At 64.0% G+C, this 26,372-nt stretch carries 21 protein-coding genes and 1 pseudogene; 13 read left to right on the forward strand and 9 right to left on the reverse strand.

Features of this window, described 5'->3' with window-relative positions; genetic code table 11:
* The first annotated feature begins 169 nt into the window (after positions 1-169).
* Positions 170-1,804 carry an acyl-CoA synthetase gene (locus QFZ94_RS09775; protein ID WP_429456514.1) on the forward strand — a complete coding sequence of 545 codons (1,635 nt, stop codon included), beginning with the start codon at positions 170-172 and terminating at the stop codon, positions 1,802-1,804.
* Between the two features lie 72 nt (positions 1,805-1,876).
* Here the strand turns inward: QFZ94_RS09775 and QFZ94_RS09780 are convergent, their stop codons facing one another.
* Complete coding sequence (locus QFZ94_RS09780) at positions 1,877-2,515, reverse strand: LysE family translocator (RefSeq protein ID WP_429456516.1); 639 nt, start codon at positions 2,513-2,515, stop codon at positions 1,877-1,879.
* Positions 2,516-2,972: 457 nt separating this feature from the next.
* Between QFZ94_RS09780 and QFZ94_RS09785 the strand changes: the two genes are divergently transcribed.
* Positions 2,973-3,239 carry an H-NS family nucleoid-associated regulatory protein gene (locus QFZ94_RS09785; protein ID WP_368584099.1) on the forward strand — a complete coding sequence of 89 codons (267 nt, stop codon included), beginning with the start codon at positions 2,973-2,975 and terminating at the stop codon, positions 3,237-3,239.
* A gap of 96 nt (positions 3,240-3,335) precedes the next feature.
* On the opposite strand, the gene pcaG is transcribed toward QFZ94_RS09785, so the two are convergent.
* Both pcaG and pcaH read right to left on the reverse strand, forming a co-directional pair.
* Positions 3,336-3,923, reverse strand: a complete 588-nt coding sequence (gene pcaG / locus QFZ94_RS09790; RefSeq protein WP_368584098.1) for a protocatechuate 3,4-dioxygenase subunit alpha — start codon at positions 3,921-3,923, stop codon at positions 3,336-3,338.
* A gap of 3 nt (positions 3,924-3,926) precedes the next feature.
* Positions 3,927-4,631, reverse strand: coding sequence for a protocatechuate 3,4-dioxygenase subunit beta (pcaH, locus tag QFZ94_RS09795; protein ID WP_429456519.1), 705 nt, complete (start codon positions 4,629-4,631; stop codon positions 3,927-3,929).
* Between the two features lie 111 nt (positions 4,632-4,742).
* Here pcaH and pcaQ point away from each other — a divergent pair, with 111 nt between their 5' ends.
* Complete coding sequence (gene pcaQ / locus QFZ94_RS09800) at positions 4,743-5,765, forward strand: pca operon transcription factor PcaQ (RefSeq protein ID WP_368584096.1); 1,023 nt, start codon at positions 4,743-4,745, stop codon at positions 5,763-5,765.
* A 272-nt stretch (positions 5,766-6,037) separates the two neighbouring features.
* The gene (locus QFZ94_RS09805) at positions 6,038-7,165 is read left to right on the forward strand and encodes a 4-hydroxyphenylpyruvate dioxygenase family protein (RefSeq protein ID WP_410848827.1); all 1,128 of its coding nucleotides are present in this window, start codon (positions 6,038-6,040) and stop codon (positions 7,163-7,165) included.
* Between the two features lie 56 nt (positions 7,166-7,221).
* Here the strand turns inward: QFZ94_RS09805 and QFZ94_RS09810 are convergent, their stop codons facing one another.
* On the reverse strand, positions 7,222-8,154 hold the full coding sequence (locus QFZ94_RS09810) for a LysR substrate-binding domain-containing protein (protein WP_429456521.1): 933 nt from the start codon (positions 8,152-8,154) through the stop codon (positions 7,222-7,224).
* Positions 8,155-8,279: 125 nt separating this feature from the next.
* On the opposite strand from QFZ94_RS09810, the gene QFZ94_RS09815 reads away from it, so the two are divergent.
* Entirely contained in the window at positions 8,280-9,317 is a 1,038-nt protein-coding gene (locus QFZ94_RS09815; protein ID WP_429456523.1) for a DUF1338 domain-containing protein, read from the forward strand.
* A 45-nt stretch (positions 9,318-9,362) separates the two neighbouring features.
* Complete coding sequence (locus QFZ94_RS09820) at positions 9,363-12,353, forward strand: FAD-binding and (Fe-S)-binding domain-containing protein (protein ID WP_429456525.1); 2,991 nt, start codon at positions 9,363-9,365, stop codon at positions 12,351-12,353.
* A 25-nt stretch (positions 12,354-12,378) separates the two neighbouring features.
* On the opposite strand, the gene QFZ94_RS09825 is transcribed toward QFZ94_RS09820, so the two are convergent.
* Entirely contained in the window at positions 12,379-13,014 is a 636-nt protein-coding gene (locus tag QFZ94_RS09825) for a helix-turn-helix domain-containing protein (RefSeq protein ID WP_429456527.1), read from the reverse strand.
* A 183-nt stretch (positions 13,015-13,197) separates the two neighbouring features.
* Positions 13,198-14,019, reverse strand: coding sequence for an isocitrate lyase/PEP mutase family protein (locus QFZ94_RS09830; protein ID WP_429456529.1), 822 nt, complete (start codon positions 14,017-14,019; stop codon positions 13,198-13,200).
* 232 nt (positions 14,020-14,251) lie between these two features.
* On the opposite strand from QFZ94_RS09830, the gene QFZ94_RS09835 reads away from it, so the two are divergent.
* Complete coding sequence (locus tag QFZ94_RS09835; protein ID WP_429456531.1) at positions 14,252-14,563, forward strand: hypothetical protein; 312 nt, start codon at positions 14,252-14,254, stop codon at positions 14,561-14,563.
* Positions 14,564-14,750: 187 nt separating this feature from the next.
* Here QFZ94_RS09835 and QFZ94_RS09840 read toward each other — a convergent pair whose 3' ends face one another.
* From QFZ94_RS09840 to QFZ94_RS09850, 3 genes are all read right to left on the reverse strand, one after another.
* The gene (locus QFZ94_RS09840) at positions 14,751-15,062 is read right to left on the reverse strand and encodes a DUF4148 domain-containing protein (protein ID WP_429456533.1); all 312 of its coding nucleotides are present in this window, start codon (positions 15,060-15,062) and stop codon (positions 14,751-14,753) included.
* Between the two features lie 190 nt (positions 15,063-15,252).
* Positions 15,253-16,347 carry an aldose epimerase family protein gene (locus QFZ94_RS09845; protein ID WP_410848834.1) on the reverse strand — a complete coding sequence of 365 codons (1,095 nt, stop codon included), beginning with the start codon at positions 16,345-16,347 and terminating at the stop codon, positions 15,253-15,255.
* A 34-nt stretch (positions 16,348-16,381) separates the two neighbouring features.
* Complete coding sequence (locus QFZ94_RS09850) at positions 16,382-17,602, reverse strand: XylR family transcriptional regulator (protein WP_018433875.1); 1,221 nt, start codon at positions 17,600-17,602, stop codon at positions 16,382-16,384.
* 322 nt (positions 17,603-17,924) lie between these two features.
* On the opposite strand from QFZ94_RS09850, the pseudogene xylA reads away from it, so the two are divergent.
* From xylA to QFZ94_RS09880, 6 genes and pseudogenes are all read left to right on the forward strand, one after another.
* A pseudogene (xylA, locus tag QFZ94_RS09855) lies at positions 17,925-19,245 on the forward strand (xylose isomerase).
* Between the two features lie 129 nt (positions 19,246-19,374).
* Entirely contained in the window at positions 19,375-20,403 is a 1,029-nt protein-coding gene (gene xylF, locus QFZ94_RS09860; protein WP_013093030.1) for a D-xylose ABC transporter substrate-binding protein, read from the forward strand.
* A gap of 95 nt (positions 20,404-20,498) precedes the next feature.
* Complete coding sequence (gene xylG, locus QFZ94_RS09865; RefSeq protein WP_368584086.1) at positions 20,499-22,058, forward strand: D-xylose ABC transporter ATP-binding protein; 1,560 nt, start codon at positions 20,499-20,501, stop codon at positions 22,056-22,058.
* Positions 22,055-23,254, forward strand: a complete 1,200-nt coding sequence (locus tag QFZ94_RS09870; RefSeq protein WP_368584085.1) for a sugar ABC transporter permease — start codon at positions 22,055-22,057, stop codon at positions 23,252-23,254. Before xylG ends, QFZ94_RS09870 begins: the two co-directional genes overlap by 4 nt.
* A gap of 281 nt (positions 23,255-23,535) precedes the next feature.
* Positions 23,536-25,806, forward strand: coding sequence for a molybdopterin cofactor-binding domain-containing protein (locus QFZ94_RS09875; protein WP_429456537.1), 2,271 nt, complete (start codon positions 23,536-23,538; stop codon positions 25,804-25,806).
* Positions 25,807-25,861: 55 nt separating this feature from the next.
* Positions 25,862-26,323: a (2Fe-2S)-binding protein gene (locus QFZ94_RS09880; protein ID WP_410848838.1), complete on the forward strand. Its 462-nt coding sequence runs from the start codon at positions 25,862-25,864 to the stop codon at positions 26,321-26,323.
* Positions 26,324-26,372: the final 49 nt, after the last annotated feature.

The raw sequence follows: 26,372 nt of genomic DNA on the forward strand, positions 1-26,372 counted from the left end.
CTTGGGAGCGGTTCCGGCTGAGCCAGGTCAAGGCGGGACGTCAGTGGCGCCACTCTGTCATTTGAATGACAGACAGTTCATGACGACAATTGCTAGGCTAGGCGCTGGTTATTCATAGAAAACGATCACAACCATCGGCGGCGCGGCTCGCGCCTCAGGAGACGAAGCAATGACACAGCACATGTTCGACGAAGGCCTCGGGCGGCGCGAGGCCAATTATGTCCCGTTGACGCCGATCGATTTCCTCGTGCGCGCAGCGCAAGTGTATGGCGAGCGGCTCGCGATCATCCACGGGGAGACCCGCCGGAACTGGCGCGAGACCTATGAGCGCGCGCGGCGGCTCGCGAGCGCGCTGCACGGGGCCGGCATCGGCCGCGGCGATACGGTCGCCGCGCTGCTGCCGAACATCCCGGCGATGGTGGAGGCGCACTTCGGCGTGCCGATGGCCGGCGCCGTGCTGAATACGCTGAACACGCGGCTCGACGTCGCGACGCTGCTGTTCATGCTGCGCCACGGGGAGGCGAAGGCGCTGATCGTCGATACGGAATATGGCGAGTTCGCGCATCGCGCTGCGCTCGAATTCCCGGAGCTGCGCGTGATCAGCGTGGCCGATGCGCAGCCCGCCGACGCCGCGCAGTTCATCCGCGCGACCGACTACGAGCAGTTCCTGCAAACCGGCGACCCGTCCTACGAGTGGACTCCGCCCACCGACGAATGGGACGCGATCGCGCTGAACTACACGTCGGGCACGACCGGTGACCCGAAGGGCGTCGTCTACCATCACCGTGGCGCGTATCTGAACGCGCTGAGCAATATTCTCGAATGGGATATGCCGAAGCATGCGGTCTATCTGTGGACGCTGCCGATGTTTCACTGCAACGGCTGGTGCTTTCCGTGGACCGTGGCCGCGCGCGCGGGCGTCAACGTCTGTCTGCGCAAGTTCGACGCGAAGACGGTGTTCGAGCTGATTCGCCGCGAGCGCATCACGCACTACTGCGGAGCGCCGATCGTACAGAGTTCGCTCGCGAACGCGCCGGCCGAATGGCGCGAGGGCATTACGCATCGCGTGTCGACGATGGTCGCGGGTGCCGCGCCGCCGCCCGCAGTGATCGCGAAGATGAAGCAGATCGGCTTCGATCTGACGCACGTGTACGGGCTCACCGAAACCTACGGGCCGGCGGCCGTCTGCGCGAAGCAACAGGAGTGGGACGCGCTCGACGAGCAAATCAGCGCCGACCTGACCGCACGCCAGGGCGTGCGGTATCACCTGCAGGCGGCGGTCGCGGTGCTCGATGCGGACACGCTCGCGCCGGTGCCGGACGACGGCGAAACGATCGGCGAGATCATGTTTCGCGGCAACATCTGCATGAAGGGCTATCTGAAGAACGAGCGCGCGACCGAAGCCGCTTTTAAAGGCGGCTGGTTCCACACCGGCGATCTTGGCGTGCGCACGGCCGACGGCTATATCCGCATCCGCGACCGCAGCAAGGACATCATCATTTCGGGTGGCGAGAACATTTCGAGCATCGAGGTCGAGGACACGCTGTACCGGCATCCGGCGGTGTCGGTGGCGGCGGTGGTCGCGATGGCCGATCCGAAGTGGGGCGAGGTGCCGTGCGCGTTCGTCGAGTTGAAGGAAGGCGCGCAGGCGACCGAGGAGGAAATCATCGCGCACTGCCGGCTGTTCCTGGCCGGCTACAAGTTGCCGAAGGCGGTGCGCTTTGGCGAGTTGCCGAAAACCTCGACGGGGAAGATCCAGAAGTTCGAGTTGCGCGCGCGGATCAAGGCGGAGGGGAAGGCGTAACGCGTCGCGACTACCGCTGTCTCACGGCGGCGCGCACCGAGTCACGTCGGCGCGCGCCGTTTCATGCTGAGGTCAAATCCCCACCTTGTGCGCGTTCAGAATCAGCCGCAGGCCCAGCGCGGTGACCGCGCTCGCGGCGATGCGGTCGATCCACGCCTTCCAGCGCAGATAGATTTCGCGCGGACGTTGGCTCGAAAAGCACAGAGCGACGATCGTGTACCAGCCCGCTTCGATCGCGAAGATCGCCGGCGGCAGCGCGAAATAGCACCACACCGGCGGGTGCTGCGGCAGCAGCGCGGCGAAGATACTGCCGTAATAGACGGCCGTTTTCGGATTGCTGAGCTGCGTGCTCAAGCCGATCCAGAACGACTTGCGCGGATTGACGCCATTGCTGGTTTGCGTTTCGCTGAACGCGAGCGGCTTCGCGGCGCCGCGCCAGATTTTCGACGCCAGATAAACGAGGTAGACGCCGCCGGCTACTTTCAGCCCGACGTAGAGCCATTCGACCGTCGCGAGCAGCGTATAGAGCCCAAGCAGCGCGATGCCGCTAAAAAACACACCACCGATGCCCATGCCGAGCGCCGTGGCGAGACCGTCGCCGCGCGACAGACCGATCGCGTTGCGCGCGACGATGACGAAGCTGGGCCCCGGACTCATCGCGCCCAATAGCAGCGCGGCGAGGATCGTGAGGATGGCGGTCGAGGCGGGCATGGTCGTGTCTCCTGATGTCGGGCCGATGCCAGATGTTCTGGCGAATCCCGAGTTTCGCATTGTCCGCCAATCGGATGGTGGAAGCCACGATTACCGAAAACTCGGAAGTACCGCAATCAGTACAATTAGAAAAACTTCTTTGCTGCGGCCAAAATACATCGAATGCTAGAATCGCTTTCGATAATGTTCCCTCGCCACGACGAGGCGACGCACGAAGCGAAACACGGGCGCAATTCGAGCCCCCTTCGATTCTTCGAGTAGCCGATTCGCTTGATCCCAGCGCTTTAATCCAGACTCTGACAGGCATCAGTTGCAAATGCGGGTTTTTACGCATTTGCAGGGATCGCGTGAATTCGTCGAATTGCATTCGTTCAAATTGAATTAAGCACGAGCCTCGCGTTGCTATGCGAGTTGCCAGTTTGTCTAATGCCAGCAAGAGCTGCGACACCAATACGTTATGAAACAACGAGAAGGACAACAACGACTGTTCGAACGCGACGAGAACCTGCGCGAGCGCATGATCGCGTGGATCCGCCGACGCATGGACGACCACAACATCACCCTCGAAGCACTGGCCGAATCGCTCGAAGCCGATGCGAACGCCGTGGCCGCGGTGCAGTATCGCGACGCGTTCGGCAACACGTGGGACGGTCACGGCGATAAACCGGCGTGGCTCGCGCGCGCGATTCACGCCGGACAGAGCATCGATCACTTCCGCTGCTGAGCGCGCGCAGCCGCACCGCGAAACGCCCGCGCGAAAAAAAGCCCGCGCGAGGCGGGCTTAATCGTTACTGCTCGGAGTTTCGCGACAGACCGCGCATCACAGGTCGAAAAACACGGTTTCCTTGTCGCCCTGCATGTGGATGTCGAAGCGATACACGTTGGCCGTCCCGGCAACGCGGCGCGCGATCAGCGTGCCACGGCGCTCGGCCGGCACCGACGCCAGCACGGCGTCCTGCTCGTTCGCCTGCGCTTCGTCCTCGAAATAGATGCGCGTGAACGTGTGCAGCAGCATGCCGCGCATCGTCAGGATCACGTCGATGTACGGCGCTTCGTCGGGGTTCGCGCGGCCCGGCTTCACCGTCTCGACGATAAAGCGCTTATGCGGGTCCGTACCGGTGCCGACGCGCGCAAAGCCGTGAAAACCGGTCTTCAGGATCTCGTCGCGCGATTCCGGATAGTGGCCGTTCGAGTCGACTTGCGACATTTCGATCATCGCGTCGCCGACTACCTTGCCGTCGCCGTCGAACACCTGACCGACGATCGTGATGTGCTCGCCGGCCGCTTCCATCTCGGCCAGAACGTTGGTGAACAGGCTCTTGTAGTCGAAGTCGTATTGCTGCGGGACAAGACCGTAGGCGAAGTACGGACCAACGGTTTGCGAAGGCGTTTGCTTAAGAGTCGTCATGGCTTAGCGCTCCATCGGGGTTTCGTTCGGGCCGCGCAGCACGATGTCGAAATCGTAGCCGAGCGCATAGGCCTCTTGCGTAGTGTCGAGCGAGAACTTCGAGATCATGCGCTCACGGGCGCTCTCCGGCGTGCCTTGGTAGATCGGGTCGAACGCGAGCAGCGGATCGCCGGGGAAGTACATCTGCGTGACGAGACGCGAGCCGAAGTGGTCGCCGAACAGCGAGAAGTGGATGTGCTGCGGACGCCATGCGTTCGGATGGTTGCCCCACGGATACGCGCCCGGCTTGATGGTCAGGAAGCGATAACGGCCTTCGTTGTCAGTGATGCAGCGGCCCGCGCCGAGGAAGTTCGGATCGAGCGGCGCGTCGTGCTGGTCGGCTTTGTGCACATAGCGGCCGGCGGCGTTCGCCTGCCAGATTTCCACGAGCGTGTTGCGCACCGGACGGCCGCCTTCGTCGAGCACGCGGCCCGTCACGATGATGCGCTCGCCGAGCGGTTCGCCATTGCGCACCGCGTTGCGGGTCAGGTCGTTGTCGAGCGCGTCGAGGTCGTCGGTGCCGTAGACCGGCACGCGCTGGTCGCGCAGACGTTCTTTCAGCGGAATCAGCGGACGGGTCGGGCCGCGCTTGACCGACGAACCGTACAGCGGATAGATGTACTCGGGATGGGACGCGAAATCTCGCGGGGAAAGAATTGAATCTTCCATGAAGTGTCTCCGTTGGAGGAATCGGGGGATGCGGCGTTATGACTCGCACTTTATACAAAGCAGGCGGTTATGAAAAATGACGTTTTTGCCCGTTTCGTATAACCTTTCGTTATGCAACGCAGTCTCGCGGATAGCCGCGTCAAATTTCGTCATCTCCAGTGCTTTCTGGCCGTCGCGCAGTTCGGCAGCGTCCAGCGGGCGGCGGACAGTCTGTCGATCACGCAGCCGGCGGTATCGAAGACCGTCGCCGAGCTGGAAACCATTCTCGGCGTGAAGCTGTTCGAGCGCGGCCGTCACGGCGCGGTGCCGACGCGCGAGGGGCAGCTTTTCATGCCGCACGCAAGCGCCTGCGTGAGCGCGCTGCGCCAGGGCGTCGATCTGCTCGCGCGCGACGAGGGCGCGGCCGCCGCGACGCTCGAAGTCGGCGTGCTGCCCACCGTCGCCGCGGCGCTGATACCGCCCGTGCTGAAACAGTTCTCGACGCAGTGGCCGCGCGTGATCGTGCGCCTCGCGACCGGCGCAAATCCGGAATTGCTCGAACGCCTGAAAGCGGGCTCGATCGAATTCGCGATCGGCCGCCTCGCGGACCCCGAGCGGATGGTCGGCCTGAGCTTCGAGCAACTGTTTACCGAGCCGCTGATCGCGGTCGTGCGCGCCGGGCATCCGCTCGCGCAGGGAACGGCCTTGCCGGCCACGTCGCTGGACGATTTTCCGATCGTGCTGCCGCCGTTCGGCACGCTGATCCGCCAGTCGACCGAAAGCCTGCTGAGCGCGTGGGGCGTGGCGCCGTTGTCGGGGTTCGTCGAGGTGTTGTCGGTATCGACGGGGCGTGCGCTGACGCTCGAAAACGGCGCGGTGTGGTTCGTGCCGCAAAGCGCGGTCGAATACGAACTCGCGCACGGCATGCTGGTGCGCTTGCCGTTGCCGTTTGCGGGCACCGGCGAGCCGGTGGGGCTGATCCGTCGCTCGGATACGCAGCCGTCGGCGGTGGGGCGCGCGTTCATCGAGGCGGTGCGCGAGGTCGCGCGGGGCAGAATGGCGGCAGTGTCGGGCAAGGATGCGGGCAAAAACACCGCTAAAACCGGCGGCAAAACGGTGCGCAAAAGCGGTCCGGGCGACGCGCCGCTCGAGTGATTCGGCGGCCTGCCGCACGTATGTCCCCGCGCGCCCATCGGCATGCCGGTCGATGGATGAACCATCCAGTACAAAATGACGGTTGCGAATGCCCCGCGACCCGGTGTAAAAACACGGTGCGAAAGCCGCCGCAGCCCGTTTTTTTCGCGGCACACCGCGTGCAAGCCACGAGCGGGCGAGCGTCACGCAGACCACGCGAACGGCCGGAACGGTTCGCGCTGAATCCCGGAACGACCGGCCGCCGCATCGAAAGACCGTACAAGGAGATTGCCATGCCCAGCGACTTGCCCACTCCCGAGGCCGCGCAGCACGCCGTAATGGCGCCGGAGCACAATCCGCTCGGCACGGCCGGCCTCGAATTCGTCGAATTCGCCGCCCGCGATCCGCAAGCGCTCGGCGAGACCTTCAAGCGGCTCGGCTTCAAGGCGATTGCGCGTCATATCAGCAAGGACGTGACGCTGTACCGTCAGGGCGAGATGAATTTCCTGATCAACGCGGAGCCCGATTCGTTCGCGGCGCGCTACGCGGAGGAATACGGGGTCGGCATCTGCGCGATCGGGATTCGGGTCGCCAACGCGCAGCGCGCGTTCGAACGCGCGGTGGAACTCGGCGCGTGGGAGTTCGAGGGCGAACGTCTCGGTGCCGGCGAACTGCTGATTCCGGCGATTCAAGGCATCGGCGATTCGCACATCTATTTCGTCGATCGCTGGCGCGGGCGCGGCGGCCAGCGCGGCGGCCTCGGCGACATCTCGATCTTCGACATCGACTTCCGCCCCATCGAAATCGACACGGCCGAGGCCGATCTGAGTCACGCGGGCAGCGGCCTGATCGCGGTCGACCATTTGACGCAAACCGTGGGCGAAGGCCGCATGCAGGAGTGGATCGACTTCTATCGCGACCTGCTGAATTTCCGCGAGATTCACGAGTTGCACGCGAATTGGCACGTGTCGGCGGAATCGCGCGTGATGGTGTCGCCGTGCGGCGCGATCCGCATACCGCTGTACGAGGAAGGCACGCGCCGGACCAACCTGATGCACGAGTATCTGCCCGATCATCCGGGCGAAGGCGTGCAGCACATCGCGCTCGCTACCGACGACATCTTCGCGTGCGTGGAGCGTCTGCTCGCGAACGGCGTCGAATTCGTCGAGCCGCCGCCGCGCTACTACGAGCAGCTCGATGCGCGCTTGCCGGGCCACGGGCTCGATGTCGAGCGGCTGCGGCGCACGCACGTGCTCGTGGATGGCGAGATCGGCGCGGACGGCGTGCCGCTGCTGTTTTTCCAGACCTTCGTGCGCCGTCGCGCTGGCGAGATCTTCTTCGAGATCGTGCAACGCCAGGGACATCATGGCTTCGGCGAAGGCAACCTGGCCGCATTGGCGCAGGCGCGCGCCGGCAACTGAGTTTCACACGGTCGCATGTGTGATTGATCCAATCACGCATGTGACTGCTGTTTTCCTCACGCCCCCTCGGGCCGCTCCGCCAACTCCGGATAAATCGCACCGTACGCGGCCGCTTCGCGCAGCAGCCACTCGCGGAAATTCGCGAGCGGTTTGCCGTGGCTCAACTCGGTTGGGTACACGAGGTAATACGCGGCGTCGGCGACGGCGGGTCCGTCGAACGGAATCACGAGACCGAACTGCTGCAACTGCGTGTCGACGAAAAAGCGCGGCACCAGCGCAATGCCGAGTCCGGCCGCGGCCGCGCTGATCAGCATCGTGTGCAGTTCGTAGCGCACGCCCTGCATCGTGCGGTTGTCGTCGACGCCGAAATTCGCGAACCAGGTTGCCCAGCCATCGGGTCGCGTCGTCGAATGCAGCAGCGGATAGTTGAGCAGTTCGGCGACATTGCGGATCGGCCGCTTCAGCAGACTCGCCGCGCAGACCGGCACGACTTCCTCGCTGAACAGAAAATCGGCCGATGTACCCGGCCACGTCGGCTTGCCGTAGTGAATCGCCGCTTCGAAATGCGTGTCGGCGAAAGGGAACGTCGCGGTACGCACGCCCATGTTCACGCGCACGTCCGGGTATCGTTCATTGAATGTGGCCATGCGCGGAATCAGCCATTGCGATGCGAACGTCGGCAATACCGCGAGTTCCAGATAACCGCCGCCGCTGCCGTGCGCGATGATCGACAACGTGTCGCGATCGAGGTGTTCGAGCGAGCGTCGCACCTGCGCGCTGTAGACCTTGCCCGCGCGTGTCAGCACCACGCGTTGCTTGACGCGCACGAACAGCCGCACGCCGAGATTGCTTTCGAGCGTATTGATCTGTCGTGACACCGCGCTTTCGGTCAGGAACAGCTCGCGCGCCGCATGCGTGAAGCTCTCGTGCCGCGCCGCGGCTTCGAACGCGAGCAGCGCGCCCATGTTGGGAATCTTGAACTTTCGCACGTTAATTCCAAAAACGCATCAAGTGGCGATTTTATCTCGCTTTACGGGGGCGGAGCGGATTTTGAATAATCTCGCCCGTCATGAGCGCTTCTGGGGGCGCTCAGCGTATAGCGTGGAGAAGCCGGATGCGAAACTCGAAGAATGCGAAGGTCGAACAACTGCTAGTGAAACTGCTGGGCGCGGAGAAAACCGCGCGCCTGTTTGCGACGCTGAATCATCCGCATGTGTTGAACGAGTGGGAAAGCGGCAGCGTCACGCGTGCGGAACTCGCGCAGGCGATGAACATGGCGCTGTTCGACGATCTGCTCGCGCGCTCGGAAAACGGCCGCCGCTATACGGAGGAAACCGTCGCCGGCGGCGGCAGCGTGTACTTCGATCATGGCGCCCTGCGCACCGTGCGCTGGCCGCACAGCGGCGCACTGCCACCCGGCGAGGCCGCGTTCGCGCGCATCCTGCGGCCGCTCGGCTTTCGGATCAACGGCCGTTATGCGCTCGATCGGCTCGGCATGACCGGCCGCGCGTGGGCGCATGACGACGCGCCCGACGAGATCGCGCAGTTCTTCGTCAGTGAACTGCACCCGGAACGTTTTTCCGCGGCGTTCCAGCAGGCGGTGACGAACGTGATCGGTGCATCGCGCGATCCGTTGACGCCGCGCGCTAATGGCCTGTTGTGGGAACTCGAACGCGACGGCGTGCTGCCGATCGATGCGGCGCAAGAGTTGCTACCGGTAATAGTCGGTGCGTTCGCGCGTCAGCACGAGATGCCACGCGAAGCCGACTACGAAGTATTGTTGAAGGAATCGGCGGAGATGGCGTGGATCGCGACCGAAGGTAACGCGTTCAATCACGCGACCGACCGCGTCGCGGATGTATTCAAGCTGTCGGACGAAGAGAAGGCGAAGGGCCGGCCGATGAAGCCGGAAGTCGAGCATTCGCGTTCCGGGCGCGTGTTCCAGACCGCGTATCGCGCGGATCTCGTGCAGCGCGAATTTCGCGCGGCCGACGGCAGTGTCGTCATGCGCGACGTGCCGGGCTCATTCTACGAATTCATCACCCGCAAGCGCAGTTTCGATCAGGACACGCGCCGCTGGGAAACGGACCTGCGTTTCGACGCGGGCAACGCACAGGGCATCTTCCGGATGACCGCAAGCCAGGCGGCCTGAGCGCATACGACGGCGCGAGCGCCGGCATCGCAGACGAGGTGCGCAGTGGGGACGTCATTGTCATTGGATGAAGAGCGCGGGGTCGGCGAGCGCGGCGCTTCGAATGAACCGCATGTCGCCAGGCCTTTCGCGGGCAGCGCCGCGGTATTGCACGCGCTCGAAAGCGACCTGCGCCAGCATGTGCGCGGCGAAGTGCGCTTCGATCAGGGTTCCAAAGCACTGTATGCGTCGGATGCGTCGAACTATCGGCAAATCCCGCTCGGTGTGGTGGTGCCGGCCGATCTCGACGATCTGCTCGCGACACTCGCCGCATGCCGTCGCAACGACGTGCCGTTCCTCGCGCGCGGCGGCGGCACGTCGCAGAACGGCCAGTGCGTGAACGTCGCGGTCGTCGCCGATGCGAGCAAGTATCTGAACCGCGTCGTCTCGATCGATCCGCTGGCGGGCGTCGCGATCGTCGAGCCGGGCGTCGTGTGCGACTCGTTGCGCGATGCCGCCGAACAGCACGGTCTCACGTTCGCGCCCGATCCCGCCACGCATAGCCGCTGCACGCTAGGCGGCATGATTGCGAACAACTCGTGCGGCGCGCATTCGGTGATGGCCGGCAAGACCGTCGAGAACATCGAGGCGCTCGAAATCGCCACCTTCGACGGCGCGCGTTTCTGGGTCGGCCCGACCTCCGAAGAAGAACTCGAACGAATCATCGCGGCGGGTGGTCGTCAAGGCGAAATCTACGCGGAGCTCAAGCAACTGCGCGACACCTACGCGGAACGGATTCGCGCGAAGTTCCCGCGGATCAAGCGGCGCGTGTCGGGCTTCAATCTCGATCAACTGCTGCCGGAAAACGGCTTCAACGTCGCGCGTGCGCTGGTTGGCAGCGAAGGCACCTGCGCGGTCACGTTGCAGGCCAAAGTGAGGCTCGTGAAGAGTCCGGCGAGGCGCGTGATCGTCGTGGTCGGCTTTACCGACATTTATACGGCGGCGGACGCCGTGCCGCATTTCATGCGCTGCGGGCCGATCGCAGTCGAGGGACTCGACCGCGCGATCATTCGCGGCTTGCAGGCGCGCGGTCTGAAGAAGGATGAGATCGCACTGCTGCCCGAAGGCGATGCGTGGGTCGTGCTCGAATTCGGCGCGGATACGCAGCATGAAGTACTGCAGCAGGCGCGCGACGCCGCCGCGTATTTTCAGTCGGGCGCGGCGGGTCCGGATATCTCGACGGTGCTCGTCGAAGATCGCGCATTGCAGGCGAAGGTGTGGTCGATTCGTGAGACCGGCGCGTCGGCGGTTGCATTATCGGTGGATCGCGACAAGCCCGATCCGGTGGTCGGGTGGGAAGACGCCGCGGTCGATCCGCTGCGGCTCGGCGATTATCTGCGCGCGTTTCAGGCGCTCGTCGATCGCTATGGCTACGAGACGAGCCTGTACGGCCATTTCGGCGACGGCTGCGTGCACGCGCGCATCACGTTCGATCTGCGCAGCGCGGAAGGTATCGCGACGTGGCGCGGGTTCTTGCGCGAAGCGGCGGAACTGGTGGTCGAATTCGGCGGCTCGCTGTCGGGCGAACACGGCGATGGCCAGGCGAAGGCCGAGTTTCTGCCGATCATGTACGGCCCTGAACTGATGCAGGCAATGGAGCAATTCAAGGCGATCTGGGACCCGGCGAATCGTTTGAATCCGGGCAAGGTCGTGCATGCATACCGCGCCGACGAAAACCTGCGCACGGGTCCCGCGTACAAGCCGGTAACGCTGCATACGAAGCTCGCGTTCGCGAGCCAGGAAGGCGACGGCTTTCAGCGTGCGATCGAACGCTGCATCGGCATGGGCAAATGCCGCTCGCTCGAAGGCGGCACGATGTGTCCGAGCTATCGCGGCACGCGCGAGGAAAAGTACTCGACGCGCGGGCGCGCGCATCTGTTCTGGGAAATGCTGCAAGGCGACGTGATCGCCGATGGCTGGAACAGCCGCGAAGTGAAAGATGCGCTCGATACCTGCCTCGCATGCAAGGGCTGCAAATCCGATTGCCCGACGCATACGGACATGGCGTCGTACAAGGCGGAGTTCCTTTCTCACTACTATGAGAACAATCGGCGGCCGCGTCAGGCGCTGTTCATGGGGCGGATCGGCGAATGGGCGCCGTGGGCCGCGCGTTTTTCCCGCGTGACCAATTTTCTGACGACGGCGCCCGGTTTGTCCGCGCTCGGCAAATGGATGGCGGGTGTGGCGCAGACCCGTGCGTTGCCGCGCTTTGCCGCCGCGACTTATAGACGGAGCGCATCGTCGCAAGCATCCGCGATTGATGCGCGCGGCGGCGACGCAAAGAAAGTGATCCTGTGGGTCGACACGTTCAACGACCATTTCACGCCCGAGATCGCGCGGGCCGCAGCTGATGTGCTCGCGCAACTCGGCTGGCACGTGGTGCTGCCGAAGAAGCGTCTGTGCTGCGGGCGTCCGCTATACGACTTCGGTCTGCTCGAACGCGCGCGCGAACTGCTTACGCATATCGTCGACGATCTCGCGGACGACATCGCCGCCGGCGTGCCGCTGGTCGGTCTGGAGCCTGGCTGTCTATCGGTGTTCAAGGACGAGTTGCTGAAACAACTCCCCGATCATGCGTTGGCGAAGAAGCTGTCCGCCCAAACGTATCTGTTCGCCGATTTCGTCGCGCGTCAGCCGTTCGAGTGGCCGACGCTCGCGGCCAACGTGATCGTGCATGGCCATTGTCATCAGAAGGCGCTATTCGGCATGCAGGGCGATGCGGCGCTGCTGAACAAGCTCGGCGTCAGATGGAAGCTGCTCGATACCGGTTGCTGCGGGATGGCGGGATCGTTCGGCTTCAATGTCGAGCATCACGCGTTGTCGGAAAAGATCGGCGAGGACAAGCTATTTCCGGCGGTGCGCGACGCGATGGCGGCCAACGCGGAAACGATCGTGCTGACCAACGGCTTCAGTTGTCGCGAGCAGATCGAGCACGGTACGGGGCGACACGCATTGCATATCGCGCAACTCGCGCAACGCGCGCTGGCGGCGCGCTGAGTACACGCGCGCCGTGCAGGGCGCGCTATTTCTTCGCTGAATCGTTCGCGGCAGGCGGTGTATGCGGAAGGTCCGCATTGGTCGCCATCCACAACACTTCGGCGTCTTCCTCGCCGGTCGACACCGCCGCGTGACCCGTGCGGCTGTCGAAGTAGAGGCTGTCGCCCGCGTTCAGATGCGTCGGCGCGTACAGCTCCGAATAGAGGCACACGCTGCCGCTGATCACGTAGAGAAACTCCTCGCCTTCGTGGCGGCCCCAGTCGTCGAAAGCGTCGAGCGTGTGCGCCGAGATGCGGATGCGAAACGGCAGCATCGCCTTGTGCGCGAGATCGGTAGCGAGCAACTCCATCTGATAGCCGCGATACGCGTGGCGCTGGCCTTCGTTTTTGCGCGTCAGCGCGCGCCGGCCGCTCGCGCTGACTTTCGGCGTCGAGCCGAACAGTTCGCCGATTTCGATCTTCAGGCCCAGCACGATTTTCTGCAGCACGTCGAAAGTGGGGGACATCAGGCCGTTTTCGATTTTCGACAGTGTCGAGCGGGAGACGCCGCACAGACGGCTCGCGGTTTCGAGCGTCAGATCCTGCGCCTGACGGGCGGCGCGCACGCGCCGGCCGAGATCGGTGGACGCGGTGTCGGCGGATTTGGTGAGATGGGTGTCCATGAGGTTTGCTGCGGGTCGGGTATGCGCTAGATCGGAGCGAGCAATGTTTCCGATCATAACATTTGGCGTGAACAGTGCCTTTGGACGCCGATTCAGGCGCTCGCGCGCTTTTCTCATCGGAAACGCCGCCGCTTTCCCAATCACGTCGACGCGGCGCGCGAACACCTGTGCGCACGCCGTCTTTCACGCATTGCGATTGAAAAGCTCGTTGAGCTGCTTGCCCGCCACCGCGCCGGTGAAGTCGAAGCGGCCATCGGCCAGCGCCTGAGCGGCCTGCATGAAGCCACCCCACGCCGCGCGAGCGAGGCCGCCGCCGACGCTGATCCGCCGCACGCCGAGGGCGGCCACGTCCTGCAACGTCAGCGTCGATGTCGAGCCGATCAGCAGATTGACCGGCTTCGGCGCGACGGCCGCGACCACTGCTTCGATCTGCTCGGGCGTCTGGATGCCGGGCGCATACAGGCAGTCGGCGCCCGCCGCCGCATAGGCCTTCAGCCGCGCGATCGCATCGTCGAGATCGGGCTTGCCGGCGACGAAGTTTTCCGCGCGGCCCACCAGCAGCGTATCGCCGCCGTTCTGATCGATCGCACGGCGCGCCGCGCTGAGCCGTTGCACCGCGACGTCGACCGGAAACAGCGGCGCGGCGGGGTTGCCGGTCGAGTCCTCGATCGACAGACCCGCGACGCCCGTTGCCACCGCGAGCGCCACGCTCTCGGCGACTTCGTCCGGATCGCGGCCGAAGCCGTTTTCGAAGTCGGCGTTGACCGGCAGATCGGTCGCATCGACGATCGCCCGCAGGTGGGCGAGGATCGTTTCGCGCGGCAAGGTGTTGTCCGCGTGTCCGGTCGACCACGCAAAACCAGAACTGGTAGTGGCGAGCGCCTTGAAGCCGAGCGTATGCAGATAACGGGCGCTGCCCGCGTCCCACGGATTGGGCAGCACGAAACAGCCAGACGAGTGCAGCGCGCGGAAAGCGGCGCGTTTTTCAGCGGCGGTGCGGGGCATCGCGGGTCTCCTTGGGGTGAGGGAGCGCGGCTCCCTCGTTGAGGGGAAAACGTCGGTTCAACTGATGCGTGGGCAAATCGGCATTCACCAGGGGAAAGTCTATGTCCGTATCGAAAGCGCGGCTGATGAAATTGGCGGCGACTTTCACAGGTGGTGCGAATAATTCAAAATGCTGACAGGCGAACAAGCCGGCTCAGAAATGCGAAGGACACTTTCATCAAGGAGGCGCGACATGAACATCGCCACGCAGATGCGGTCGATCCCTGCCCTGTTGTTCCTCACACTCGTTGGCTGCGCCGCGGGCGGCGGGAACGGCGGCGCGCAAACCCATCTGAGTGCGACGCAATGCCAGGACCTGACCGACCTCAGGAACAAGGCGCCGGCCACGCATCAGCGGAGCATGAGCGAACTGACAGCTCTGCAGCAGGCAGGCTACCACCCTGAACGACGCTTTGATCCCGACTATCCGGCGAGTCTCGAACGCGCGCAGCGTCAGGTGAACATCTGGTATCAGACGAAATGCCCGCAAGCACGGTCAGGCTGAATCCGCGGCGGCGTCGGAACTAGCGGTACGTTGTTAGCGCCGCACATAAGTAGAAAAGCGAGCGCATGCGTTGAAAACATGCGCTCGCTTCATATCGGTCAGAAACGGCGAAAACCGCAAAGACTGGAAAGCCGCTAACTCACGAGTCTTTCCTCGCTGCGGATATTCGCAACACGTTCGCGACTCGTTATTGACCGTCCGGATTAACTACCATCGGATGATGGCCTGATTGCGACGATCCGCCCATCGGCGACCCGTAACCCGAGGTATCGGCTTGTCCCTTCCCGTTCATCGCGGCGACGCGTGCCTCGGCCGCCTGAATGTCCGCGGGATACTGCGCATCGAGCGAGATGGCCGGGTTATAGCCATTCTGTTCGAGTTGCTGCAGTTCCGCTTTGACTTCGGCTCGCGTGATCGGCTGTTCCGATTGTGCCAACGACGCGACCGGCGCAGCAGCGATCAAGGCCGTAAGTACAACTGCCTGGATAAGCGATTTCATGATGTTTCCCTCCGTAGTTGTCTATCGGGCGCCGCAGGATGCCGGCGCCATAAAAACAGTCTAGAAGGGTGCGTACTTCGGGAAAACCACTAGTCGACTAATTCAGTATTGCAGAGAACGGCTAGTCGGCGAGCTGTAATCTCGCCGTCGCGGTGTTCGTAAAACACTGGAAAAGCGCCCGTGAATCTGGTCACACACCTTCGCGCACATCGACGCGATAAGTCGTGATTTGCCGGTAAGTATCGCCGGGTCGCACGATCACTTCGTCCAGGCCGCTCATATTGACCTCGTTCGGAAAACCGCCCGCCTCGAGGCACAAGCCGGCGTGCCGTTGATAGCGAACGCCGCCGCGTCCCGGGTTGCCGTTCAACGCGTTGCCCGTGTAAAACTGCAAGCCCCGCTGATCGGTCGCGACGGTCAGTTCGCGTCCGCTGCCGGGATCGTATGCGCAGGCTACTTCGCGCAGCGGCGGCGCGTGGCCGTGGTCGCCGTTTATCGCGTCTGTCGGCGCCTCGCGCAGCACGTAGCAATGATCGAAGCCGCCAGCGCGCGCGAGTTGCGAGTGCGGCCAGTCGAGCCGGCCGCCAATCGGCGCGCTCTGCCGGAAGTCGAATGCGTTGCCCGCGACGTCGGCGAGCTTGCACGGAATCATCGTCGCGTCGACTTCGAAAAAGCGCTCGGCGTCGATCGACAGCACGTGGCCGCGAATGTCGGTGCCCGCGCGCCCGGTCAGGTTGAAGTACGGATGGCTGGTCAGATTGAGTGGCGTCGGCGCGTCGGTGATCGCTTCGTAGCCGATCGTCAGTGTGCCGTCGTCGTCGAGCGAATAGCGCACCTGCACCGTCACGTTGCCCGGAAAACCGGCGTCGCCTTCGGGTGACTCCAGGCGCATCAGCAGCGCGCCGTCGTCCTCGGCCACGTCCCACAACGCGCGATGAAAACCGACCGTGCCGCCATGCAGCAGGTTCGGGCCTTCGTTGCGATCCAGCGTGTACTCGATGCCGTCGAGCGCAAAGCGCGCGCCCGCAATCCGGTTCGCCCAGCGGCCGATCAGTCCGCCCATGTAAGTCGAGGCCGCCACGTACTCGGCGGGCGTGTCGTGGCCGAGCAGAATATCGCCGAGACGTCCGGCGCGATCCGGCGCGTGCCACGAAACCAGCGTCGCGCCGAGGTCGCTGATGGCGACTTTCATGCCATGTGCATTACGCAGCGTATAGAGCCGGACTCGATCGCCGCCCTGCAGCGTGCCCCATGGTTCGGAAGAGAGTTGTGCGATGCTGATCATGTGGTCGGTGCGAAGAAAAAATAGAAAAGCATGCTCAGCCAGTGGTTTTCGTCTTCGGGCCTACGCGCTCCTGGTATTCGCGCGGCGTGCAGCCGAGTTCGCGGCGAAAAACCGCGTACATGTATTGCAGCGACGTGAAGCCGCAACGAATCGCGACCTCCGCGCTCGACGCATCGCGTTTCGCGAGCAGCGACTTCGCGACGTCGAGCTTGTGGCGCAGGATCTCCTGATGCACGGTGCATTGCCGCTCGCGCCGGAAATACTCTTCGAGCGACGAACGCGACACGCCCACATAGTCGGCCACCTGCTCGGTGCGGATGCCTTGGCACGCGTACTGGCGAATGAAATGGCGCGCGCGCATCACGTACGGACTCGCGAGCGGCTGATGCCGCGTCGATTCGAGCACGTTGATGCCGACCGGCGGCACCAGAATGCGGCGCCCCGGAAAGCGCGCCCCGTGCAGCATCTGATGCAGGATGTGCGCGGCGGTACGGCCCATTTCCTCGGTCCCCTGTATCACCGACGACAGCGGAATGCGCGTCAGCGTGCGCGTGAGCGGATCGTTGTCGATGCCGATGATCGCGACTTCCTCGGGCACCGGAATGCCCGCGATCAGACATGCCTGGAGCAAATGCCGTGCACGCGCGTCGGTCACCGCGATGATGCCGACCGGCTTCGGCAGTTGCCGCAGCCATGTGGTCAGTTGTTCGATGGCCTGATTCCAGGAGGGCGCGCTCGTCGACAGACCGCGATAGATCTCGCTATCGATCTGCGCCGCGCTGCGTCCGTCCGCGCTGCGCAGATGCGCGAAGGCGAGTTCGCGCTGTTGCGCCCAACGGTTTTCCTGCGCCTGCGGCAGGCTGTACAGCGCGAAGTTTTCGAGGCCCGCGCCGATCAGATGCGTGTACGCGAGCGACACGAGCTTGCTGTTGTCGGTCGCGATATAGGGTAAATCCGAGGGGTACTGCGTCGGATCTTCATATGACGAACCGACCGCGACCACCGGCAGCGGACAGTCGCGCAGGGCTTCGCCAACGGCGGGATCGTCGAAGTCCGCGATGATGCCGTCGCCGTCGAAGCGCTGGATACCGGCGAGCCGGCAGCGGAAGTCCTCTTCCAGGAAGAGATCCCACGCGACGCGCGTCGACAGCAGGTAGTTGCCGATGCCGGTGATGATCTCGCGATCGTAGACCTTGTTCGCGTTGAACAGCAGCGCGATCCGATGGGTTGTCTGAGGTGCTTGTGGACGGGTCATGGCGGTGTGCGGCGTGCGGACGATGGACCACGCGCCTTTGTCTCCATTGTGTCGGGTGCCTGGGGGCAATCCCGTTTTTAAGCGTCTGGCTATTCTAGGCGTCGAATCGCGCGCCGGCAGTAAACAAACGCGCGGGCGGTAAGAAACATCAAGCGCGCTGCGAAATTTCGCAATTGCCGGCACATCGTCCAAGCGGCAGCATTGCGTCACCTCGTCGGCCTGCACGGCCAAGTCGCGCGGGTCGCAGTGAAGAATGCAAAGAAAACCTTTCATGGGACCCGAGTAGTCGCCTTGCGGCAACTCGGGCCGACCGGAGACGCCGATGTCCTACTTCGAACACATTCCCGAGATTCGATACGAAGGCCCGCAATCGGACAACCCGCTCGCGTACCGTCACTACGACAAAACCAGGAAGGTACTCGGCAAAACGCTCGAGGAGCATCTGCGTATCGCCGTGTGCTATTGGCATACGTTCGTATGGCCCGGCGTCGATATCTTCGGTCAGGGCACGTTCCGGCGGCCGTGGCAGCAACCCGGCGACGCAATGGAGCGGGCGCTTCAGAAAGCCGACGCCGCGTTCGAATTCTTCTCGAAGCTCGGCACGCCGTACTACACGTTCCACGATACCGACGTCGCGCCCGAAGGCGCGAGCGTCAAGGAATACAGCGAAAACTTCCTGCGCGTATCCGACTACATCGCGCGCAAGCAGCAGGATACCGGTATCAAATTGCTGTGGGGCACCGCGAATCTGTTTTCGCATCCGCGTTACGCGGCCGGCGCCGCGACCAACCCGAATCCGGAGGTGTTCGCCTTCGCGGCGACCCAGGTGCGTCATGCGCTCGACGCGACGCTGCGCCTCGGCGGCGAGAACTACGTGCTGTGGGGCGGACGGGAAGGCTACGACACGCTGCTGAACACCGACCTCGTGCGCGAGCGTGAGCAGTTCGCGCGCTTCCTGCACATGGTGGTCGAGCATAAGCACCAGATCGGTTTCAAGGGCACGCTGCTGATCGAGCCGAAGCCGCAGGAGCCGACCAAGCACCAATACGACTACGACGTCGCGACCGTGCACGGCTTCCTGTTGCAGCACGGTCTCGACAAGGAGATCCGCGTCAACATCGAGGCCAATCACGCGACGCTCGCGGGCCACTCGTTCCATCACGAGATTGCGACCGCGTTTGCGCTCGGCATCTTCGGCAGCGTCGATGCGAATCGCGGCGATCCGCAAAATGGCTGGGATACAGATCAATTCCCGAACAGCGTCGAGGAATTGACCTGCCTTCTACGAGATTCTGCGCCACGGCGGCTTCACGACCGGCGGCATGAACTTCGATGCGAAAGTGCGGCGCCAGAGTGTCGATCCTGAAGACCTGTTTTATGGCCACATCGGCGCGATCGATAACCTCGCGCTCGGTCTCGAACGCGCGGCGGTGCTGGTCGAAAACGAGCGACTCGAGCAGTTCAAGCGGCAACGCTACGCGGGCTGGGATGGCGAGTTCGGCCGCAAGATCCTGTCCGGCGAGTATTCGCTGGCAACGCTCGCGGCCGACACGCTGGCGTGCGATCTGAATCCGCGGCATGTGAGCGGGCAGCAGGAACAGATGGAAAACATCGTAAATCAGGCGATTTATAGCGGACGTTGAATAAAGATCGCGCGGCCACGCGGACCGCGCGCACCAGCAAGCTGTGGGTTGTCGCTTGTCCGAGTCTGCGGCTCGCAGCGCAGACCGATACGTCCGGTATTCCGGCGATCACTAACGAAGGAGACAAAAATGAAGTTCGCAATGCGTCGTAACGTACTGAGCTCGCTGCTGTGCGGCGCGGTACTCGCCAGCCTTTCGCTCGCCGCGCCGCTCGCGCATGCCAGCAAGGATCATCCGGAAATCGGCTTCTGCATCGACGATCTGCGTGTCGAGCGCTGGTCGCGCGATCGCGACTATTTCGTCGCCGCAGCGGAAAAGCTCGGCGCGAAGGTGTCGGTGCAGTCGGCCGATGCGAGCGAAGAGCGTCAGATCTCGCAGATCGAAAACCTGATCTCGCGCGGCGTCGACGTAATCGTGATCGTGCCGTTCAATTCGAAGACGCTCGGCAACGTGGTGGCCGAAGCACGCAAAGCGGGCATCAAGGTCGTGTCGTATGACCGCCTGATCCTCGACGCCGATATCGACGCATACATCTCGTTCGACAACGAGAAAGTCGGCGAAATGCAGGCGCAGGGCGTCTACGACGTGCGGCCGAAGGGCAACTACTTCCTGCTCGGCGGCGCACCGACCGACAACAACGCGAAGATGCTGCGCCAGGGCCAGCTGAAGGTGCTGCAACCGGCAATCGACAAGGGCGACATCAAGGTCGTCGGCCAGCAGTGGGTGCCGGAGTGGAGCGCATCGACCGCGCTGCGCATCATGGAAGACGCGCTGACCGCGAACAACAACAAGATCGACGCAGTCGTCGCTTCGAACGACGGCACCGCCGGCGGCGCGATCCAGGCACTCGCGGCGCAAGGCCTCGCGGGCAAGGTACCCATCTCGGGCCAGGATGCCGACCTCGCAGCGGTGAAACGCGTGGCGGCCGGCACGCAGACGATGACGGTCTACAAGCCGCTGAAGCTGATCGCGGGCGAAGCGGCCAAGCTGTCGGTCGCGCTGGCGAAGGGTGACAAGCCGGGGTTCAACGCGCAGTACGACAACGGCAAGAAGAAGGTCGATACGGTGCTGCTGCAGCCGACCAAGCTGACGAAGGCGAACCTCGACACCGTCGTAAAGGACGGCTTCTACACGCAACAGCAACTCGCGAGCAAATAACACTGAGACGGGTTTGATGTGAACGCCACGCTCCCGGGCCGTCGCGCCCGGGAGCGTGCTCGAACATCGGCCCAACTTGCAGCGAGGCATAGCGAATGACGCAACCTCTTCTGACGATGCGCGGCATCGTCAAAGCTTTTTCCGGCGTAAAGGCGCTCGACGGCATCGATCTGACCGTATCGCCGGGCGAATGCGTGGGCCTGTGCGGTGAAAACGGCGCGGGCAAATCGACGCTGATGAAGGTGCTATCCGGCGTGTATCCGCACGGAACCTGGGATGGCGAAATCACCTGGGAAGGCGAAACGCTGAAGGCCGCGAGCGTACGCGACACCGAACGCGCGGGCATCATCATCATCCACCAGGAACTGATGCTCGTGCCGGAGCTGTCGGTCGCGGAAAACATCTTTCTCGGCAACGAAATCACGCTGCCGGGCGGCCGCATGAATTACGCGGCGATGTATCAGCGCGCGGACGAACTGCTGCGCGAACTTGGCATCAGCGGCATCAACGCCGCGCAGCCCGTGATGAACTACGGCGGCGGCCATCAGCAGCTGATCGAAATCGCGAAGGCGCTGAACAAGCGCGCGAAGCTGCTGATTCTCGACGAACCGTCGTCGTCGCTGACCGCCTCGGAAATCGCGATTCTGCTCGACATCGTGCGCGATCTGAAGCGGCGCGGCATTGCCTGCGTGTACATCTCGCACAAGCTCGACGAAGTCGCGGCAGTCTGCGACACGATCAGCGTGATTCGCGACGGCCGCCATGTCGCCACCGAGCCGATGCGTTCGCTGACGACCGAGCGGATCATCTCGCTGATGGTCGGCCGCGAGATCAAGAACCTGTTTCCGCGCGAGCCGCATCCGATTGGCGACGTGATCTTCGAAGCCCGCAACGTTACGTGTTTCGACGTGACGAATCCGCGCCGCAAGCGCGTGGACGACGTGTCGTTCTCGTTGCGACGCGGTGAGATTCTCGGCGTCGCCGGGCTCGTCGGCGCGGGCCGCACCGAGCTGATGCAGGCAATCTTCGGCGCGTATGCGGGGATCAGCGAGGCGCACGTCGTGCTCGACGGCAAGCCGCTGAAAATCCGCGCGCCGATCGACGCGATTCGCGCCGGCATCGCGATGGTGCCGGAGGACCGCAAACGCCACGGCATCGTGCCGGGCATGAGCGTCGGCCATAACATCACGCTTGCGGTATTGCAGCGCTTCGCGTCGGGCGGACGCATCGATTCCGCGGCCGAACTCGACACGATTCATACGGAAATGAAGCGGCTTTCCGTGCGCGCCGCGAATCCGATGCTATCGATTGCAAGTCTGTCGGGCGGCAATCAGCAGAAGGCCGTGCTCACGCGCATGCTGCTGACCAACCCGACCGTGCTGATCCTCGACGAACCGACACGCGGCGTCGACGTCGGCGCCAAGTACGAGATCTACAAGCTGATCTTCCAGCTGGCGCAGCGCGGCATGTCGATCGTGATGGTGTCGTCCGAATTGCCGGAAGTGCTCGGCATCAGCGACCGTGTGCTGGTGATCGGCGAGGGCGAGTTGCGCGGCGACTTCGTCAACGACGGTCTCACGCAGGAAGACATTCTCGGCGCCGCGATCCGCCCCGTGCATCTATCTACGAACCCAACCGCAGCGAGTGCCGCATGACTCCCGACGTAACTTCCCAACGCACCGACAACGCCGCGCCGCGAGGCGCATTCGGCGGCACGCAACGGCTGCAGCAACTGTTCGCGCGCTACAAGATTCTCGCGCTGCTGATCGCCGTCGCCGTGATTTGGATTTTCTTTTCGGCGCTCACCCACGGCGCGTTCGTCACGCCGCGCAATCTGTCGAATCTGCTGCGGCAGATGTCGATTACCGGCATGCTGGCGTGCGGCATGGTGTTCGTGATCATCGCCGGTGAGATCGATCTGTCGGTCGGTTCGCTGCTCGGTTTGCTCGGCGGCGTCGCTGCGATTCTCGACGTGAACCGGCACTGGCCGATCGGCGTGACGATTCCGGTCGTGCTGCTGCTCGGCATCGTGGTCGGCTTGTTCAACGGCTGGTGGTCGACGTATCGGCGCGTGCCGTCGTTTATCGTCGGGCTCGGCGGCATGCTCGCGTATCGCGGCATTCTGCTCGGCATTACCGGCGGCTCGACGATCGCGCCGGTGTCGGACAGCTTCGTGTTCGTCGGCCAGGGCTATCTGCCGCGCATTGCCGGGGACACGCTCGCCGTCGTGCTGTTCGTGCTGCTGGCCTTCCTGACGATCCGCCAGCGCGCCAACCGGCAGCGTTATCAACTGCGCGTCGTGCCGTTCTGGCAAGACGTCGCGAAGGTGGTCGGCGCGGGCGCGATTCTCGCCGGCTTCGTCGCGATGCTCGACAACTACGGCGGCATTCCGGTGCCGGTGTTGCTGCTGCTCGCGCTGCTCGGCATCTTCACGTGGATCGCGACGCAGACCGTGTTCGGACGCCGCATTTACGCGGTCGGCTCGAACCTCGAAGCGACGCGCCTGTCGGGTGTCAACACCGACCGCGTGAAGCTTGCGATTTTCGCGCTGATGGGGCTGATGTGCGCGTTCGCCGGCATCGTCAACACGGCGCGGCTCGCCGCCGGTTCGCCGTCGGCCGGCTCGATGGGCGAGCTCGATGCGATCGCCGCGTGCTTCATCGGCGGCACGTCGATGCGCGGCGGTTCCGGCACCGTGTACGGCGCGCTGATCGGCGCGCTCGTGATGGCGAGCCTCGACAACGGCATGTCGATGCTCGACGTCGACGCGTACTGGCAAATGATCGTGAAGGGCGGCATCCTCGTGCTGGCCGTGTGGATCGACGTGGTGTCGGGTTCGAACCGCCGTTGATCCGGTCTTAAGATCGCCTGATCGAATCAGGCGCAAGGTTCGCGGTGTGCCAGCGGTTTTAATCTCGCTCGCACACCGCGGCCCGCGCGATAGCAGTTAATGAAACACCCCACGACTTTCCCCCGCCGCTTTCCGTCCCCGCCTTTCCACGCCGCACGGCCGCTCCAGGTTCACGCGAGGATTTAAGTATCACGCACGCCGATTCGTCTTATTACTATTCGCAGTCAAAGACGGGTGCATCGGCGCTGTCGCCGTTTTCCTACCATCGAGCCAGCCATGCCATGTTGACGCGCAGAACCTTTCTGCTTGGCGGCGCCAGTGCGTTGGGCGGGCTGCTGGTCGGCTGGGGCGTGCTGCCGCCGCGCCAGCGCCTGATGACGTCGACGCCGCTGCCGACGCAAGGCACTCAGGTCGCGCTGAACGGCTGGGTCAAGATCGACACCGACAACCGCGTGACGATCATCGTGCCGAAGGCCGAGATGGGGCAGGGCATCCATACGGGGCTCGCGATGCTGCTCGCCGAGGAACTCGACGCCGACTGGTCGCAGGTGCACGTCGAAGAGGCGCCGATCGACCGGATCTACAACGCGGTGCAGAGCATCGTCGACGATCTGCCGTTTCGCCCGGACGACGACAGCTATGTCCGGCGCGGCACCGTATGGATTACGAGCAAGGCGGTGCGCGAGATCGGCACGATGATGACGGGCGGCTCGTCGAGCATGAACGATCTCTGGACGCCGATGCGCGAGGCCGGCGCGTCGGCGCGCGCGATGCTGATCGGGGCGGCGGCCGACCGCTGGAACGTGCCGGTCCACGAATGTCGCGCGGAAAAGGGCTACGTGCTTCATTCGTGGGGGCATAAGGCGACGTTCGGCGAATTGTCGTCGGTGGCCGCGGGCCAGCCGCTGCCGCGCAGCGTCGTCCTGAAGCAGCCCGCCGACTTCAAGCTGATCGGCCAGCCCGTGCGGCGCATCGAAGCCGCGTCGAAAATCGACGGCGCGGCGCGCTTCGGCATCGACGTGCTGCCGAACGGGTTGGTTTATGCGAGCGTCGTGATGTGCCCGACGCTCGGCGGTACGGTCGCGCATTTCGATGCGACGCCCGCGCAAAAGATGCCGGGCTTCATCAAGGCGCTCGCCGTGCGGCCGTATGCGGGCGGCACCGGCGGCGTCGCCGTGATCGCGGACAACGCGTTTCACGCTATGAACGCGGTCGAGGCGATCAACGTGACCTGGCATCACGGCGAGGCCGCGAAGCTGTCGAGCACGGAGGTGGATCGCCACCTCGTCGACGCGCTCGACCATACGGACGGCCACGTGTATTACGACATCGGCAACGTCGACAACGCGATGAGTCGCGCGGCGCGCAAGATCGAAGCGGTCTATCACGCGCCCTACCTCGCGCATGGCGCGGTCGAGCCGCTGAACTGCACCGTGCAGGTCGCCGACGGCGCGGCGACCGTCTGGGTGTCGACACAAATGCCGCGGCTCGCGCGGCACCATGCGGCGAAAGTGCTCGACCTCGACGTCGATCTCGTCGATGTGCAGACGCAGTTGTTGGGCGGCGCGTTCGGCCGGCGCCTCGAACTCGATTTCGTCGCGCAGGCCGCCGCGATCGCGCGCGAGGCCGATGGCCGTCCGGTGCAAACCATCTGGTCGCGCCAGCAGGATTTCACGCACGACTTCTACCGGCCCGCGTGCGCGGCACGGCTGCAGGCCGGCTTCGACGAGCACGGCAAGCTGGTCGCGTGGCACGCGAAGTCGGCGGGCCAGGCGATCGTGCCGGATGCGCTCGCGCGCTACTACGGCGTGCCGCACATTCCGATCGACAAGACCACCTGCGAAGGCGCGTTCGATCAACCGTACGAGTGGCCGGCCGCGCGCGTGTCGCACAAGATCGTCGAATTGCCGGTGCCGATCGGCTTCTGGCGCTCGGTCGGCCACTCGCATCAGGCCTTCTTCACCGAAAGCTTCACCGACGAAGCCGCCGTCGCGGCCGGCCAGGACCCGATCGCGTTTCGCGCGATGCTGCTCGCCGAGCATCCGCGTCATCTGGCGGTTCTGAAGCGTGTCGAGAAGTTGTCCGACTGGGGAGGTCCGCTCAAACCTGCCGCCGATGGCGCGCGCTGCGCGCGTGGCGTCGCGTTGCACGAGGCATTCGGCAGCGTCGTCGCGCAGGTCGCGGAGGTGTCGGTCGGGGCGAACCGGCAGATTCGCGTGCATCGCGTGGTGTGCGTGATCGATTGCGGTTTACCGGTGAACCCGAACCTGATCCGTCAGCAGATGGAAGGCGGCATCGTGTTTGGGCTGTCGAGCGCGTTGCAGAACGAGATCACGATCGTCAACGGCCAGGTGCAGCAGAAGAACTTCGTGGAGTTTCCGGTCGTGCGAATGAATGTGTGCCCGGCGATCGAAGTCGACATCATGGCGAGTCAGCTGCATCCGCAAGGTGCCGGCGAACCGGGCGTGCCGCCGATCGCGCCGGCGGTGGGCAATGCGGTGTTCGCGCTGACGGGGCAGCGTTTGCGGACGCTGCCGTTGCGGCTTGCATGACGGACGGCGGACAGGCAACAGCTTGCGATGCAGCGTGGCGACTCAGGAGGCAGGCATGGCGGTACTGAACATCAACGGACGCAGGGTGCTGGTCAATGCCGACCCGGACATGCCGCTGCTATGGGTACTGCGTTGCGATCTCGGCATGACCGGCACCAAGTTCGGCTGCGGCGTCGGCATCTGCGGCGCGTGCACGGTCAATCTCGATGATGCCGCGTGCCTCGCTTGCCAGACGCCGATGTCGAGCCTGCATACGCAGAAGATCACGACGATCGAGGGTTTGCAGGGGCCCGAGGCGCAGGCGCTGAAGGCCGCGTGGCTCGAACTCGATGTGGTGCAGTGCGGTTATTGCCAAAGCGCGCAATTGATGGCGGCTTGCGCGTTGCTGAAGCACAAACCCGATCCGACCGATGCCGACATCGACGAGGCGATGACGCCGGTGGTGTGCCGTTGCGGAACGTATCCGCGGGTGCGGGCGGCGATACATCAGGCGGCGGCGAAGGCGCGCAAGAGCTGAGCCGCTCTTCCGGACCGCCGCCCGGCCAACTCAACGCGCGAACATTTCG

Origin of the sequence: Paraburkholderia sp. JPY465 (assembly GCF_050436725.1) — a bacterium.
In the GTDB taxonomy this organism is placed as follows: domain Bacteria; phylum Pseudomonadota; class Gammaproteobacteria; order Burkholderiales; family Burkholderiaceae; genus Paraburkholderia; species Paraburkholderia youngii.

Excerpts from the sequence above, each read along its gene's own strand:
- QFZ94_RS09775 (WP_429456514.1), top strand. The coding sequence starts at position 170 with ATGACACAGCACATGTTCGACGAAGGCCTCGGGCGGCGCGAGGCCAAT.
- QFZ94_RS09780 (WP_429456516.1), bottom strand. The coding sequence starts at position 2,515 with ATGCCCGCCTCGACCGCCATCCTCACGATCCTCGCCGCGCTGCTATTG.
- QFZ94_RS09785 (WP_368584099.1), top strand. The coding sequence starts at position 2,973 with ATGAAACAACGAGAAGGACAACAACGACTGTTCGAACGCGACGAGAAC.
- pcaG (WP_368584098.1), bottom strand. The coding sequence starts at position 3,923 with ATGACGACTCTTAAGCAAACGCCTTCGCAAACCGTTGGTCCGTACTTC.
- pcaH (WP_429456519.1), bottom strand. The coding sequence starts at position 4,631 with ATGGAAGATTCAATTCTTTCCCCGCGAGATTTCGCGTCCCATCCCGAG.
- pcaQ (WP_368584096.1), top strand. The coding sequence starts at position 4,743 with ATGCAACGCAGTCTCGCGGATAGCCGCGTCAAATTTCGTCATCTCCAG.
- QFZ94_RS09805 (WP_410848827.1), top strand. The coding sequence starts at position 6,038 with ATGCCCAGCGACTTGCCCACTCCCGAGGCCGCGCAGCACGCCGTAATG.
- QFZ94_RS09815 (WP_429456523.1), top strand. The coding sequence starts at position 8,280 with ATGCGAAACTCGAAGAATGCGAAGGTCGAACAACTGCTAGTGAAACTG.
- QFZ94_RS09825 (WP_429456527.1), bottom strand. The coding sequence starts at position 13,014 with ATGGACACCCATCTCACCAAATCCGCCGACACCGCGTCCACCGATCTC.
- QFZ94_RS09830 (WP_429456529.1), bottom strand. The coding sequence starts at position 14,019 with ATGCCCCGCACCGCCGCTGAAAAACGCGCCGCTTTCCGCGCGCTGCAC.
- QFZ94_RS09835 (WP_429456531.1), top strand. The coding sequence starts at position 14,252 with ATGAACATCGCCACGCAGATGCGGTCGATCCCTGCCCTGTTGTTCCTC.
- QFZ94_RS09840 (WP_429456533.1), bottom strand. The coding sequence starts at position 15,062 with ATGAAATCGCTTATCCAGGCAGTTGTACTTACGGCCTTGATCGCTGCT.
- QFZ94_RS09845 (WP_410848834.1), bottom strand. The coding sequence starts at position 16,347 with ATGATCAGCATCGCACAACTCTCTTCCGAACCATGGGGCACGCTGCAG.
- QFZ94_RS09850 (WP_018433875.1), bottom strand. The coding sequence starts at position 17,602 with ATGACCCGTCCACAAGCACCTCAGACAACCCATCGGATCGCGCTGCTG.
- xylF (WP_013093030.1), top strand. The coding sequence starts at position 19,375 with ATGAAGTTCGCAATGCGTCGTAACGTACTGAGCTCGCTGCTGTGCGGC.
- xylG (WP_368584086.1), top strand. The coding sequence starts at position 20,499 with ATGACGCAACCTCTTCTGACGATGCGCGGCATCGTCAAAGCTTTTTCC.
- QFZ94_RS09870 (WP_368584085.1), top strand. The coding sequence starts at position 22,055 with ATGACTCCCGACGTAACTTCCCAACGCACCGACAACGCCGCGCCGCGA.
- QFZ94_RS09875 (WP_429456537.1), top strand. The coding sequence starts at position 23,536 with ATGTTGACGCGCAGAACCTTTCTGCTTGGCGGCGCCAGTGCGTTGGGC.
- QFZ94_RS09880 (WP_410848838.1), top strand. The coding sequence starts at position 25,862 with ATGGCGGTACTGAACATCAACGGACGCAGGGTGCTGGTCAATGCCGAC.